This window comes from Methanobrevibacter gottschalkii DSM 11977, assembly GCF_003814835.1.
Lineage (GTDB): Archaea > Methanobacteriota > Methanobacteria > Methanobacteriales > Methanobacteriaceae > Methanocatella > Methanocatella gottschalkii.
Genome location: NZ_RKRG01000001.1, coordinates 535,282 through 548,850 on the forward strand (window position 1 = coordinate 535,282; position 13,569 = coordinate 548,850).

Sequence of the window (13,569 nt, forward strand, 5' to 3'; positions counted from 1 at the left end):
TAGATTAGGATTTTCCTAATCTTTCTTTTTTTATTATAATTAATATGGTGATTTAATGGGGATAGAGGAGAAAATAAAAGATATTGAAGATGAAATACAAAAGACACCATATAATAAAGCTACTTCACATCATATAGGTAAGCTTAAAGCTAAATTATCTAAATTAAAAGAAGAATCATTACAAAGAAGTAGCGGTGGCCATAAAGGTCAAGGATTTCACGTTAAAAAAACTGGGGATGCAACTGTTGTACTTGTTGGATTTCCATCAGTTGGTAAATCTACTCTCTTAAATGAAATTACTAACGCTGAAAGTAAGGTTGGAGCTTACCAATTCACAACATTGGATATTGTTCCGGGTGTTATGGAACATAAAAATGCAAAAATCCAGGTGTTTGATATTCCAGGAATTATTACAGGAGCAAGTAGCGGTAAAGGTAGAGGAAAAGAAATTTTATCCGTTGCAAGAACTGCAGATTTAATTTTAATCGTTCTTGATACTTTAAACCCACAGCATTTGGATGTGATTTTAAATGAATTGAGAAACATTGGTATCAGACCTAATGAAAAGGAACCTGATGTAACTGTCAAAAGGAAAAAACTTGGTGGCATTCACATTTCATCAACCTGTCCGCTTACTCATTTGGATGAAAAGATTATCAGATCCATCATTAATGAGTATGGTATGCATAATGCAGACATACTTTTCCGTGATGATGTGACTATGGATCAATTTATTGATGTTCTTGATAGAAATAAATCATATGTTCCGATGAAAATCTTATTAAATAAGGTGGATCTTGTAGATGATTCATACCTTGAGGAACTCAAGAAATACATTCCAGATTTCATTCCAATTTCTGCGGATAAAAAAACTAACATTGATGAGTTAAAGGATATTATTTTTGACAATCTTAATTTGGTTAGGGTTTATTTAAAACCCCAAGGTAGAAAGGCGGACATGAACGATCCGTTGGTCATTAAAAAAGGCACAACCGTAATTGGTGCATGCCGCAAACTTCACCGCGAGTTTGTGAAAAATTTCCGTCATGCTAAGGTCTGGGGAACATCAGTTAAATTCCCAGGTCAAAAAGTAGGTCCTGACCATGTACTTGATGACGAAGATGTTTTAAGAATTATTCTTAAAAAATAATTCTTCTTTTTTTGATATTATGAGTGAAGCTATTTTTATAACTGGTACTCCATGCACTGGAAAAACAACTGTCAGTGAAGTATTGTCTTCTAAATTAAACTGCAAGTTAATTAAGATTAATGATTTGGCTATTGAAAATGATTTTGTTTTAGGGATTGATGAGGAGAAAGGATATAGAATCATTGATATTGAGGCACTTGATGAGAAAGTTTCAGAGATTATTTCTGAAAGTGATGAGTTAATTATATTTGAAGGGCATTTGGCTCATTTATGCTCAGGAGCAGATAAAGTAATAGTTTTGAGAGTGAATCCTGATATTCTACGTCCAAGACTTGAAGCTCGTGATTATTCTGAAAGCAAGATTCGTGAAAACTTGGAAGCCGAAGCAATGGGAGTATGTACTTCAGAGGCTTTTGAAGAATATGGTGATAAAATTTCTGAAATTGATGTTAGCAAATTGTCAATTGAAGAGACTGTTAATGTAATTTCATATGTGATTGAAGATAAACTAGATTTTCCAGTTGGTGAAGTTGATTTCATGGACTGGTTAATTTCAAACTTTTAACTTTTTTTTCACTTTATTTTGTTCAGCATGAATTAATAATTATTGTTATTTAATTTCATTAATTCTTTTTTATTTTTATTATTTTGAGAAATAATTATATATTATATTTTATATAAACAATAATGTCGTATCATTTTCATGACCAATGCCTTCGGTCCTTTTATGAGGGAAGTTGATACTGTCTATGATTAGAAGAAACCCAGCATTGGATAGGCTGCCAGTTTCGAGGGTTACTCGAGGAGCGAAGGGTATTCTAGCGATGAGTCAAGAGAGTTAGTATACTGGCAAAATTCATTTCAAGAAGTTTTTTAATTTATAAAAAAAATATTTTTATTTTATTTTACTTTTAATCTATTATAATATGTGGGAGAATAGTATGGAAGAATATTTGATGGAAACACCCAGCATTGATTACATGAATCCACTTATTCAAGATAATGTTCAGGAATAAGAAATGAATCTGAAAATCAACTGGACTACATCAAGCAATGTTATATGTTTGTTAGGGATGAAATTCCTCACTCATGGGATATTGAAACAAATATAGTTTCAAGAACCGCCAGTGATGTGCTTGAAAATAAAACTGGAATCTGCTGGACAAAATCATGTCTTCTTGCAGCACTTCTAAGAGCAAATAAAATTCCATCAGGCATCAGTTATCAACTGCTTACAAGAGCGGATGATGCAAGTGAAGGTTATATGATTCATGCATTAAACACAGTGTATTTAAAAGATTTTAATAAATGGATTAGGCTTGATGCTCGGGGAAATAAAGAAAATGTAAATGCGCAGTTTAGCTTGGATGAAGAATGTTTGGCATATTCAATTAGAAGTGAATTGGGTGAAATTGACTATCATGACAATCATGCAGATTTGGATGATAGATTGGTTAATGTCCTGAATGAAAGTGAAAGCATATTGGAAATCTCAACAGACTTTGAATTTTAGTAATGGGGGAAACAAATGTGAAAATACTGTATTTAACTGATTTGTACTATGAAGCCAAAGGCAGAAAGTATTTTGAAGAGGATTTATATATTTCTGGAATATTAAAGGAACATTTTGACATTGCATTGTGTCATCCGAAAAACTCAAAGGATTTTGAAAACGATGTGGATTTAATCGTTTTTAGAAATACTGGTCCTGTAACTGGTTTTGAGGAGGAGTATGAATCATTTGTCAAAAGGGTAACTTCAAACGATATCAGGACTTTCAATGAGTTTGTAGGCAAAGCGGACATGAAAGGCAAACAATACCTTTTGGATTTGACATTAGATGGATATCCTGTTATTCCAACCATTGATGATCTTGAAAACATAAATCTGATTCCGGATTGTGAAGAGTATGTCATTAAACCGAAGGATGGTGCAGATTCAATAGGTCTGGAATTTCTAACAAAGAGTGAATTATTTGAAAAAAACCTCGTGAACATGCTAATACAACCTGCAATTGACTTTGAATATGAGGTATCGTTCTATTTCATCAATGACAGCTTGGAATATGCATTATATGCTCCGAATAAGGACAAACGATGGGAACTTGAAAAATATGAATTCAGCCAAAGGGATAAGGAGTTTGCAGAAAAATTCATTGCTTGGAATGACATTGAAAACGGAATCCAAAGAGTGGATGCCTGCAGAACAAAAGAGGGCGAATTATTATTGGTGGAGCTTGAGGATTTAAATCCTTATCTGTCTATTTTGGAGCTGGATGAAAAAACAAAAGATGATTTCATGAATCATTTGATTATTGCTTTAAAAAACATTTGCGATTAACCATAATTATTTCATGGTCATTATCTGTAATATATGGTGTAGTGGCGAAAAATACATTATTTTTGTATTGTATACGGGCAACAAGATTTTTAAATGATTTATAGTCTTTATAATATCTATTAAACTTTAATATTTGTTTCATCAGATAATAACTTAGTATCGGTTATTAAATAGGTTAATCAATTATTATTCATTCTTATTTTCATAAAAACAGTTTTTTAATTAATTATTTTTTTTGGCTGTTTTGGCTGTTTTTAGGTGGGTGCTTATATTTTGTATAGTGTTGGTATAACATTAACTTTATATGGATTTTGCTTAATGGAGTTATTCCTTCACCTAATTGTTTATCAATGTATTTTTGAATATGTTCTCTAATTCGATTTTAGTTTCATCATCATAGAATTCATTGCCCAAATCGGTAGTTAATGTAAACATTGCGAGTTCATAAACTACCTTATTAAGTTTTTTCCCTTTATCAGTTAATGTGTATTCAATAATTTGCTTATCTTCATCGTTGTTTCTAGAGATAAGTCCGTTTTCTTCCATTTCTTTTAGACAATTGCTTAAAACTTTATTAGATAGATTAGGTTTTCCATCTTTAAATTCATTGAAACGTTTTTTTCCAAAAAACATATCTCTCAAGATTTGAATAACCCATTTTCTGCTAATCAATTCCATGGCAAGTTCCATTGGGCATTTTTCTGCTTTTTTATCATTATTCATATAATGTCTCCTACTGTTATAATATTCATTAATCAATATTAATTAGTTTTAAGTAACTTGGAGGTAACTTTATTCTTTTTATATCTGCTGAAATATACTATAATTAAATAAAAGTTTACTTTTATTAAAATTTAAGGTGATAAATTATGAAATTTAATGCATGGAATAATAATGAGAAATTTTTCTCATCAAAAATCGCACAAAATGTAATTTCTACCGCTTGTGGTTCTGATATTAACACTGCTTGTGGCAGTGATGTGGCTGCTTCTGCTTGTGGTTCTGATATTAACACTGCTTGTGGCAGTGATGTGGCTGCTTCTGCTTGTGGTTCTGATATTAACACTGCTTGTGGCAGTGATGTGGCTGCTTCTGCTTGTGGTTCTGATATTAACACTGCTGTGGCAGTGATGTGGCTGCTTCTGCTTGTGGTTCTGATATTAACACTGCTTGTGGCAGTGATGTGGCTGCTTCTGCTTGTGGTTCTGATATTAACACTGCATGTGGATCAGATATCACCACAGCTTGTGGTTCAGACAGATTTTAAGATTAATTCAATCTTAAATATTTTATTTTTTTATATACTATTTTTTTGAGGAGTTGTTTTTTATGGCTGATTTTTTTGCATTTCAATGGCATATCCTTGATGACTGTGACCAGCGATGCAAGCATTGCTATATTTTTTCAGAAGAAAATGACAAGGAATTAATAACAATGAAATATGAGGATATGGAAATTGTTTTAGATAACTGCTTAAAATTCTGCCTGAAAACAAACAGGACACCATATTTCAGCATTACTGGAGGAGACCCGATTCTTCATCCTGATTTTTGGCAATTGCTTGAAATGTTGCACGAAAAGAAGATTCACTATTCAATACTGGGAAACCCCTTTCATATTACCGATGAAGTTGCAAAAAGACTTAAAAGCTTAAGCTGCAGGCAGTATCAACTGTCTTTGGATGGTCTAAGAGACACCCATGACTATTTTAGAAAACCCGGTTCGTTTGACATTACACTTGAAAAAATTAGAATCTTGCAGGATGCAGGAGTCAGAGCCAGCATCATGACGACAGTTTCCAAGACAAACATTGATGAAATTCCAGATTTGATTGATGTCGTTGTTGAAAATAATGCATGTTTATTCAGCTTTGCAAGATATTGTCCGACAAGCCTTGAAAAAGCGGCACAAATGACTTCTGAAGAATATAAAAACCTTTTGGCAAAGGTATGGGAAAAATACAATGAATATAAAGACAGCAAAACATTTTTTACACTAAAGGATCATCTATGGACATTATTCTTATATGAAAAAGGGTTATATGAGATTCCAGAAAATTTGAATGATGATATTGTCTATGATGGATGCAATTGTGGAAACAGTCATTTGACAATTTTGCCGTCAGGTGATGTATTCGCATGTCGCAGAATGGACAGTAAGGTTGGAAATGCCTTAAATGAATCAATATATGATATTTTCATGGGTGATAATATGGATGAATACAGACAATTTGAAAAATTCGAAAAATGCAGCCGATGCGAATTGCTGAGATTCTGCAGAGGGTGTCCGGCGGTAAGTTACGGAACAACTCATGACATGTATTCTCCAGACCCCCAATGCTGGAAAGTGGTGTTATAATGAAAGCAGTTGTTTTGGAAAAAACTTGTAATGCTGACGAGTTGAAAGTCAGCGAAGTTGAAATTCCTAAAGTTAAAGATGGTTGGGTTTTAGTTAAGATTCTAGGCTTTGGAATTAACAGGGCTGAAGTAATTTTAAGGGATTATGAAGCCGATGAAGATTATATTGAATTGCCTGTAATTCCCGGTATTGAATGCGTTGGAAAAGTAGTTGATTCATCAAATACTCGATTTAAAAACGGGGATAGGATAGCTGCACTTATGGGTGGAATGGGAAGAAGTTTTGATGGAGGATATGCCGAATATGCTCTACTTCCTGAAAAAATTGTCTTTAAAATTGATGAAGATGTTTTTGACAAATTGACATTGGAGGAAATAATAGCAATTCCTGAAACTTATTTCACTGCCTATGGGTCTTTAATGTCACTTAATCTTGTAAAGGATGATACTCTATTAATCAGAGGTGCAACCTCTGCATTGGGCCTTTCTGCAATGCAACTTGCAAACTCAATGGGATGTGAAATATTTGCAACGTCCAGAAGTGAAGAAAGATTTGGTAAGTTAAAGTCAAATGGTGCGGATGAGTGCTTTGCTGATGATGGTTGTTTGGCTGAAAAATTAAATTGTGATAAGGTACTGGAATTGATTGGCCCTAAAACTCTTGAAGATTCAATGAAATGCATTAACAGTGGAGGAATATGCTGTGTTACAGGTGTTTTGGGAGGTATTGAGTATATGGATGAATTCGATCCAATCAAGATTATCCCAAATGGCAGGTACTTGACTTCTTTTTTCAGCAATTATCCGACACAGGAGATAATGGACAACATATTTGATTTCATTATTAAAAATAACATCAAACCTGAAATTTCAAGAGTATTCTATAATTTGGAAGATATTGGAAAAGCTCATACTTTGATGGAGTCAAACATGGCTCAAGGAAAGATTATATTTAAATTGGAGTAGTTAATATGGTTACTAAAGAAGAATGTTTTAAACAATTAAGAGATGTGATTGATGCGGTTTTATCCACTGTTGATGATAATGGCAATCCTCAATCAAGAATTATTGATATAATGCATATTGAAGATGATAAAATATATTTTCTAACTGGCCGTGGAAAACATGTTTATTCAGAAATAATAAATCATCCAAAGGTTAGTTATTTAAGCTTAAAAGACAATAAATCCATTAGAATTAGTGGTGAAGCTCATAAATTGGACAATCAAAAATATTGGATTGATTTAATATTTGAAAACAATCCATTTATGAATAATGTTTATCCGGGAAATGCGAGATATATTTTAGAACCTTTTTGCATTGAAGATTATGAAATGGAATTCTTTGATTTGACACAAAAGCCTATTTTCAGACAATCCTTCAAATTCGGTGATGTTGAAATAACAGTTAAGGGATTTGAGATAACTGGTGATTGTATTGCTTGCGGTACTTGTCAGGCATGTTGTCCGCAGCAGATTCCAGTTTTTGTTGACGATAAGTTTGAAATTCCGCCGGAACATTGTTTGCATTGTGGATTATGTTATGAAAATTGTCCGAATGATGCGATTGTTAAAAGGGAATAATTGATTCATTTCTTATTGGTGTTTTAGTGTTTGTTATTTAATAAATCATGTTTAAAAAGCATTATGTCAATTTTATATAAGTTGGGATACAATATTGTATGTGTAGGGGCTAAAAGTATATTATATTTTGTGGAGTATACTGGCAAAATTTCATAAAAATATTTAGGGGTCTGAATTTTTTAGTTTTCAGATAATTGTTGTATGGCTGTTTTAGAGTAGAATCCTTGCGATATGATTAGTGCTCCTAAAAATACATTTAAATATACTGTTTTTTCAACTGATTCAGGTGTGTATTTGTGTATTTGCCTCATGTTGAGTCCTTGTTTGAGTAATTTGAAGAAATCTTCAATTTTACCCCTTTATTGGTTTGAATTTTTTCCAGTTGTCTAGTTTTTTTAGTAATTCGTGTTTTAAGTTGTTGTAAAATCTTTTTTCGGTCAGGATTTTCTTTGTTTTCTTAAATACATGTAATGGGTAGGATAATTGATTATCTAGTTTGGTTCTTTTGAAATTGTCTCTTGGAAAAATGAAAGGAACGATTTTTATATTTGCTAATTCCTATTTGATAGTTTTTATAGCTGTAATAACCTTTGTCAAAAATTACTGTGTCTCCTTTTTGAATTATACGTCTTTTTTGGAGATTTTCCATAACGTTGTCAAAAAGTTTTGCATCATTTGGGGGCTCCAGAATGGATTAAAATACAAACGGGATTCATACTATCGTAATTAATGACAACAGTTGCTTTAAATCCAATATAAAATCCTTTTGATGATGAATAACTCCATTTTAAATTCAAAGTTTCTAGATGTTCTTTTTTCTTTTTATTTCTGTAGAAATTAAAATCTAAGTTCACTGGTGTGGCATCCACTATAAAAGTCTTTTTTCCTCTTCTTTTAACACGATTTCTTGAATTTAAAATGCGATTTAATGCTTTAATGAGATTATCGGAGTTCTGAAGTGATAAAAGTTTTGTAAACCTGATCAGCACTCCAAACTTCAGAAATATTAAAGTATTTACGAAGTTTTTCTTTAGATTCAAGCTCACTCAAGATGAATGGAATATCTAAACCAAAGAACATGCTGATAAATATAATTTTAAAAGTAAATACTTGTTTATTCAAGTTTTTAAAGCCAAATGAAGCTAAAATTTCAGAAGTTTCTCGGGAATCCATAATTTTAAATATTTCTTTCAACAAAATGTAATTTGGGTCTTTAATATCTAAATTTAATCTGTGTTTCATTTTTATCACTAAATAAACTTATGTAACACATAATATTTAAATTTATCGATATTAAGACCCTTTTTATTAAAATTAACGCTAACAAAAATGTATTTTTACAAACCATACGAAATAAATGAAAAAAATACGAAAAATAGAACAAATTAAGCCGAATTTTAATCAAAAAAATTCAGACCCCCTAAATATATTATTAATAAAATGTTAAAATCTGAAAATGGAATCATTAATCAAATAGGGTCTAGAATATTAACTAGAAAAGCCATATTAAATAATTCCATAAATTATATAGAAAAATGTGTAAGTTCCAATAATATTTTTAAAAGAAGAGGAGTTATAGAGGCAATTTCAGTAGAATTTGATGCTATAAATGATTATTCCTTTTTAAAACAAATTATTTCATGTTTTTTAAATGAAACCGATGTAGAAATTTTAAGTAATTTATCTAAGGTAATGGATAAAATTACTAGAAATAACTGTTCTTATTTTAAAGATGAAATTTTAAAATATATTTCTAAAGATTTAGATAATCACTACTATTTACATTTAATAAATAGTTTTTATGAAATTTCTGGTGGAGAAGAAGATGAATTTATTTTAAAAGCTATAAAACCATTCATCGATTACTTTGAAAAAAATAGCATAGATATCCGAAAAATAGATGCATCAATTTCGACTAGAATATCTGATATAATATTAAAGATTTATGAAGAAAATTTAGGTGATAACTCTATTAAAAATCAATGCTTAGATTATATTGATATCATAGTTAAAGATGATTTATACTATTTTGAAAATAAACTTAATGAAAAATTTGAGTTACTTTAAAGTGACTGACAAAATATTAACTTTTTGACAAGATTTATAAAATGCATAATCCATAATACTTTATCAAACTATTACTATCATATATAACTCGCAATACAAATCAATTACTCTGATTAATGATTTTACAAATCATAAAAACTCTTATAATCTCCAATATCTGTTACTTCATTAAAATAACAAATTAAAAACAATATTAAATTTTCAGCAATGATTTTGACAATAGCTTGATCAGATTGAGTTATTTCACCATGAATATTTTCATGAACCAGATTGTTTCGTTTAATTTTGATGAATTTAACTCTTTGAATTATTTTATCCGGATATCGGCACATTTTTAATAATTTTCCCATATATTTTACTAATTTTTCATCTTTCATTCCGCCATGAATATCTTTTATAATTCTTTCACTAAGTGACCAAAATTTTCTAAATGAATTTTCAATTGTATTTTCCAAAGCAGAAATATAATACAAACAAAAATAATCTTTTATTTTATCATATAATTCCTTATTATTTAATTCAATTACATTTTTTAAAAGAGTACATTCATGAGGCATATGATTATTAAAATTTATTTTTTTAGATTTATCCATTTTAATTGATGTACTCATAATATCATATTGTCTGTCTATCTCAAAAATTTCATATTTTGAGTTAGTTCCAATTAATGCATTGATTTGTAAGTCCGTTATTTTATGATCCAATGTAATTTCATTAATATGCCACTTTTCAGTATCATAATTAATCTATGAATATATGTTATATATCCAAAAAAGGAATAAATTGCATTCAAAGCTTCAGATTTAACAAATTCATAATCTCTGGCATCAGCAGCATATTTAAGCATCAAAAATTTAGAACTATTAAATTTGTATTTTATTTCATCATCCAAATCAAGTTCATTTTCAAAATTATAACTTGAAAACTCAAAAATTTTTAAATTGAAATATTTTAATGTCTCGATTAGATTATCATTACTTTTAAGTTTTATGGGAATATTAGTGTAAATTATAATGTTAATTTGTTCTTTATCCATAGCGTTATACTCTAAATACATTTTATTTAATTCTACTAGAAAATTATCTAAAATATCAGATTCATCATTATTTTGAATTTTTCTTAAAATACTAGAAATATTTATTAAATAAATTTGCTTAGATAATGTTGCTTTAACAAACATTTCTTTAATGTTAGATTTTTGATTCATCAAATCCCAAATTGTTTCATAGTAATATTTTGGGTCATTGCTAGTACTATTGATAGCTTCAAAACTTTTAATTAAAGTCTGTTTTAATGAATTTAATTTTCTAGTAGTATATTCTATTTTATTCATATTATCACTATTTCACTATACAATGATAACCTTTTCACTAGAATCAATATCGAGATTGCAAATTTAAAAAATAAAACTGTATGGCCTGTAATCTACATATTTAAATATCCATTAATTTTAGCAATTTACAGTTTGGAAGTTATTTGAGCGTATAAATCCTCAAGTGTTTGTTCAACCTTATCTTTTTTCAATTCACATTCCCACACAGTGATGACATTCCATCCCATTTTCTCTAATTCTTTCTGATTATGTTTGTCACGTTCTCTGTTTCTGTAAAGTTTCTTTTCCCAGTAATCAACATTTGATTTTGGAATTCTCGCATACTTGCATCCCTCATGGAGATGCCAAAAACATCCATGAACGAACACAATAGTTTTATATTTTGGCAAGACAATGTCCGGACTCCCAGGATATCTTTCATCGTTCTTCCTGAAGCGAAGGCCTCTTGAGAACAAATAACTACGAACAATAATTTCTGGTTTAGTATCTTTGCATTTTATTCTTGACATAACATAACTGCGAGTCTCTTTGCTAAATGTATCGACCATATATAACCTCTAATTAAAAATCATGTTTATAAAATTGAAAATAAAATAGGGTAATTAACGAACCATTTAATCTTTATATACTAATTCATAAATTATTTTAATAGAATCATTTTCTTTAACAATGCCCACTTTAAAAACATCACCTGCATGAATATCATATTCTTTACTAATTTTTGCAGGAATTGTTATATCTAATGTTTTTGTACCATGTCTTCCTCTAACTTTGACAATGTCGCTCATGATTAGAAGTTTGATTAAATGTACATTTAATATTTTATGTACATAATGTACATTAATTGTTATTTTAAACTTGTGTCAAAATTATAATATAATTATGGAGTGATTATATGGGACAAGATGGATTTGAAAATGAAACACTATTAATGGAAGCTCTTAACAACAAAAGATTCAATGAATTAAATAAAAACTTAAAAGATGTGATAACATTTACATCTGAAAAGCCCATTAATGAAAAATATGCTGATACAAGGCATTGTCTAAAATTGTCATGATGTAATGTCTGTTTTTTTATTGATGGAATGGTTTTGGATGTTTTTTGGTTTTTTGTATAAAACATTTCTTTCTGTCCATCTAATTTTTTGCAGTCTAATCCATCGTATTAGGCCTTCTTTTGTTCTGTATTTTCTTTTTAAGTGTCTTGGTAGTGTTATTTTGAAGTATCCTTCGATTTTATTGTTTGTTCGAGGTATTTGTGTGTTTTTATAGTATTCTGTTGTTTTGTCGAATTTTTTTTATTTAGATTTTTTTAAGAATTTTTGTGTATTGTCGTCAAATGGGGTCTAATTGTTGATATATTGTTCTGAATCTTCTTATTACTCCTTTTTGTGTGTCTGTGTCATAAATATTGGATATTCTTTTCGTTGATTTGTTCTTGTTCTTTTAATTCTTTTCTTTTTTGTTTTAATTCTTTTTTGTATCTTTTGTTTTCTTGTTCTAATTTTTTTCGCTTTTTTATTCTTCTTTTTTTCTTGTTTTGTCTTTTTTTTGATACTCGTCCTTTTAATCCTTTGCTGAAGTTCTTTAATTCTATTATTTTGACTTTATTTTCTTCTATTTTTGTTTCTAGTGTTTGTATTCTTCTTTGTATTTTTGTTTATTTTTTTTGTAGGCTTTGTCATTGTGGTTTTTGATGATGTGGAATATTTGCAGAGTTGGTGTTTGATACATATTCTCTCGATTATTGCTGGATATGCTGGATGGCCATCTGTTATTAGTATTTTTTTTAGGTAATCCTTCTAGGGAGTATTTTAGGAAGATTTCAATGAATTCTTTGTCGAAATCTTCTCGATTAATTACTTGATCATTGATTAATTAAGTTGGTTACAGCACCTATTTATGGTTAATCTAACAATTTCTATGCCATTATCGTGTAAAATATTCTTCATCATAAATGGTATATTCCGCTAGATTCTATTTTACATTCTTTCAGGAGTTGTTGGAGGTTTTCTTCTTTTTTTTTGTGATGAATGAATCAGAATTATATTGATTCGTGATAATAATACTGTTTGACGGTTTAATTTTATTCCATTTTTTCGAGTTCTATAAATTCTGACCTTTTTTTGGTAAGATAAATATTCAATAGACTCGTATTCTAGTGATTTTTCGCAAATTACTCGGTGTATAATTGGAATATCTTTTTTTATGAAATTTTCTAAGCTGGTGAAATGTGTTTTTCCACATTCCTGGACAGATGTATTGTTTTTTTACGTATTTTCTCCCATTTGTTTGGTTTAGCAGGTCTGGAGCCATTACTATTCATGGAACTGCTGCAATTTGGACATAATGGCCTGTTATATTCATAATAAATAATTTCCGTATAGTAATCACCATAATACTCTTGAAAAAAGTCCAAATCATCTGGACTGATTAAATTACACACATTCAGCTGATTTGAATCAAAAAAAATACAAAGGCTTATTTAAGATATCAACAATATTATTATTTGTAAAGGGTTTTATTGAGGTCATATATAATAAATATGCCCTTTACATTATTTATATGCTTTTATTTTTAATATTACTTTTTTTAAATACTTGAATTTAGTATAAACTTGATATTTAACCGATTAGTTAATATATCTATCATTGATAAACTTGTTAAATTTAAAATATAGGAATGTTTCATCAAAAATAAACTTCACAACAAAATAGTTCACTTAAATTAATCAAAT

General features: G+C 29.5%; 16 protein-coding genes and 1 pseudogene. 10 read left to right on the forward strand and 7 right to left on the reverse strand.

Annotated features, from left to right (window positions below):
• Positions 1-55 precede the first annotated feature (55 nt).
• From EDC42_RS02695 to EDC42_RS02710, 4 genes are all read left to right on the forward strand, one after another.
• Positions 56-1,150, forward strand: a complete 1,095-nt coding sequence (locus tag EDC42_RS02695) for an OBG GTPase family GTP-binding protein (RefSeq protein ID WP_069574996.1) — start codon at positions 56-58, stop codon at positions 1,148-1,150.
• A gap of 19 nt (positions 1,151-1,169) precedes the next feature.
• Positions 1,170-1,715, forward strand: a complete 546-nt coding sequence (locus EDC42_RS02700) for an adenylate kinase family protein (protein WP_069574997.1) — start codon at positions 1,170-1,172, stop codon at positions 1,713-1,715.
• Positions 1,716-2,210: 495 nt separating this feature from the next.
• Complete coding sequence (locus EDC42_RS02705) at positions 2,211-2,663, forward strand: transglutaminase-like domain-containing protein (RefSeq protein WP_198923034.1); 453 nt, start codon at positions 2,211-2,213, stop codon at positions 2,661-2,663.
• A gap of 17 nt (positions 2,664-2,680) precedes the next feature.
• Positions 2,681-3,490 carry a hypothetical protein gene (locus EDC42_RS02710; RefSeq protein ID WP_198923032.1) on the forward strand — a complete coding sequence of 270 codons (810 nt, stop codon included), beginning with the start codon at positions 2,681-2,683 and terminating at the stop codon, positions 3,488-3,490.
• A gap of 336 nt (positions 3,491-3,826) precedes the next feature.
• On the opposite strand, the gene EDC42_RS02715 is transcribed toward EDC42_RS02710, so the two are convergent.
• On the reverse strand, positions 3,827-4,213 hold the full coding sequence (locus EDC42_RS02715; RefSeq protein ID WP_069574999.1) for a winged helix-turn-helix transcriptional regulator: 387 nt from the start codon (positions 4,211-4,213) through the stop codon (positions 3,827-3,829).
• Between the two features lie 146 nt (positions 4,214-4,359).
• On the opposite strand from EDC42_RS02715, the gene EDC42_RS02720 reads away from it, so the two are divergent.
• Genes EDC42_RS02720 through EDC42_RS02735 form a run of 4 tightly spaced genes read left to right on the forward strand, consistent with a single transcriptional unit; the run spans position 4,360 to position 7,430 of the window.
• Positions 4,360-4,806: a hypothetical protein gene (locus EDC42_RS02720; protein WP_123833375.1), complete on the forward strand. Its 447-nt coding sequence runs from the start codon at positions 4,360-4,362 to the stop codon at positions 4,804-4,806.
• 13 nt (positions 4,807-4,819) lie between these two features.
• A complete protein-coding gene (gene acgM, locus EDC42_RS02725) occupies positions 4,820-5,848 on the forward strand; it encodes a radical SAM/SPASM domain protein, ACGX system (protein ID WP_069575636.1) in 1,029 nt (342 codons plus the stop codon).
• Positions 5,848-6,813 (forward strand): zinc-binding dehydrogenase, encoded by a 966-nt coding sequence (locus EDC42_RS02730; RefSeq protein ID WP_069575637.1) that lies wholly within the window; start codon positions 5,848-5,850, stop codon positions 6,811-6,813. The genes acgM and EDC42_RS02730 overlap by 1 nt, the downstream gene beginning before the upstream one ends.
• Positions 6,814-6,818: 5 nt before the next feature.
• Entirely contained in the window at positions 6,819-7,430 is a 612-nt protein-coding gene (locus EDC42_RS02735; protein ID WP_069575638.1) for a pyridoxamine 5'-phosphate oxidase family protein, read from the forward strand.
• Positions 7,431-7,609: 179 nt separating this feature from the next.
• Here the strand turns inward: EDC42_RS02735 and EDC42_RS02740 are convergent.
• Positions 7,610-8,672, reverse strand: a pseudogene (locus EDC42_RS02740) (transposase).
• 198 nt (positions 8,673-8,870) lie between these two features.
• On the opposite strand from EDC42_RS02740, the gene EDC42_RS02745 reads away from it, so the two are divergent.
• Complete coding sequence (locus tag EDC42_RS02745) at positions 8,871-9,497, forward strand: hypothetical protein (RefSeq protein WP_069574293.1); 627 nt, start codon at positions 8,871-8,873, stop codon at positions 9,495-9,497.
• 122 nt (positions 9,498-9,619) lie between these two features.
• Here the strand turns inward: EDC42_RS02745 and EDC42_RS02750 are convergent, their stop codons facing one another.
• The 4 genes from EDC42_RS02750 to EDC42_RS09405 form a co-directional block, all read right to left on the reverse strand.
• The gene (locus EDC42_RS02750) at positions 9,620-10,201 is read right to left on the reverse strand and encodes a hypothetical protein (RefSeq protein WP_069574290.1); all 582 of its coding nucleotides are present in this window, start codon (positions 10,199-10,201) and stop codon (positions 9,620-9,622) included.
• Positions 10,186-10,830: a hypothetical protein gene (locus EDC42_RS02755; protein ID WP_069574288.1), complete on the reverse strand. Its 645-nt coding sequence runs from the start codon at positions 10,828-10,830 to the stop codon at positions 10,186-10,188. Before EDC42_RS02755 ends, EDC42_RS02750 begins: the two co-directional genes overlap by 16 nt.
• A 125-nt stretch (positions 10,831-10,955) precedes the next feature.
• The gene (locus EDC42_RS02760) at positions 10,956-11,378 is read right to left on the reverse strand and encodes a very short patch repair endonuclease (RefSeq protein ID WP_069574284.1); all 423 of its coding nucleotides are present in this window, start codon (positions 11,376-11,378) and stop codon (positions 10,956-10,958) included.
• Positions 11,379-11,444: 66 nt separating this feature from the next.
• Positions 11,445-11,618 (reverse strand): hypothetical protein, encoded by a 174-nt coding sequence (locus tag EDC42_RS09405; RefSeq protein ID WP_158005578.1) that lies wholly within the window; start codon positions 11,616-11,618, stop codon positions 11,445-11,447.
• 107 nt (positions 11,619-11,725) lie between these two features.
• On the opposite strand from EDC42_RS09405, the gene EDC42_RS09410 reads away from it, so the two are divergent.
• On the forward strand, positions 11,726-11,890 hold the full coding sequence (locus tag EDC42_RS09410) for a hypothetical protein (protein WP_158005577.1): 165 nt from the start codon (positions 11,726-11,728) through the stop codon (positions 11,888-11,890).
• 1,160 nt (positions 11,891-13,050) lie between these two features.
• On the opposite strand, the gene EDC42_RS02765 is transcribed toward EDC42_RS09410, so the two are convergent.
• A complete protein-coding gene (locus tag EDC42_RS02765) occupies positions 13,051-13,278 on the reverse strand; it encodes a hypothetical protein (protein WP_123833376.1) in 228 nt (75 codons plus the stop codon).
• Positions 13,279-13,569 lie beyond the last annotated feature (291 nt).

Bases quoted from the DNA above. Each gene is read 5' to 3' on its own strand.
- EDC42_RS02695 (WP_069574996.1), top strand. From the start codon at position 56: ATGGGGATAGAGGAGAAAATAAAAGATATTGAAGATGAAATACAAAAG.
- EDC42_RS02700 (WP_069574997.1), top strand. From the start codon at position 1,170: ATGAGTGAAGCTATTTTTATAACTGGTACTCCATGCACTGGAAAAACA.
- EDC42_RS02705 (WP_198923034.1), top strand. From the start codon at position 2,211: ATGTTTGTTAGGGATGAAATTCCTCACTCATGGGATATTGAAACAAAT.
- EDC42_RS02715 (WP_069574999.1), bottom strand. From the start codon at position 4,213: ATGAATAATGATAAAAAAGCAGAAAAATGCCCAATGGAACTTGCCATG.
- EDC42_RS02720 (WP_123833375.1), top strand. From the start codon at position 4,360: ATGAAATTTAATGCATGGAATAATAATGAGAAATTTTTCTCATCAAAA.
- acgM (WP_069575636.1), top strand. From the start codon at position 4,820: ATGGCTGATTTTTTTGCATTTCAATGGCATATCCTTGATGACTGTGAC.
- EDC42_RS02730 (WP_069575637.1), top strand. From the start codon at position 5,848: ATGAAAGCAGTTGTTTTGGAAAAAACTTGTAATGCTGACGAGTTGAAA.
- EDC42_RS02735 (WP_069575638.1), top strand. From the start codon at position 6,819: ATGGTTACTAAAGAAGAATGTTTTAAACAATTAAGAGATGTGATTGAT.
- EDC42_RS02745 (WP_069574293.1), top strand. From the start codon at position 8,871: ATGTTAAAATCTGAAAATGGAATCATTAATCAAATAGGGTCTAGAATA.
- EDC42_RS02755 (WP_069574288.1), bottom strand. From the start codon at position 10,830: ATGAATAAAATAGAATATACTACTAGAAAATTAAATTCATTAAAACAG.
- EDC42_RS02760 (WP_069574284.1), bottom strand. From the start codon at position 11,378: ATGGTCGATACATTTAGCAAAGAGACTCGCAGTTATGTTATGTCAAGA.
- EDC42_RS09405 (WP_158005578.1), bottom strand. From the start codon at position 11,618: ATGAGCGACATTGTCAAAGTTAGAGGAAGACATGGTACAAAAACATTA.
- EDC42_RS09410 (WP_158005577.1), top strand. From the start codon at position 11,726: ATGGGACAAGATGGATTTGAAAATGAAACACTATTAATGGAAGCTCTT.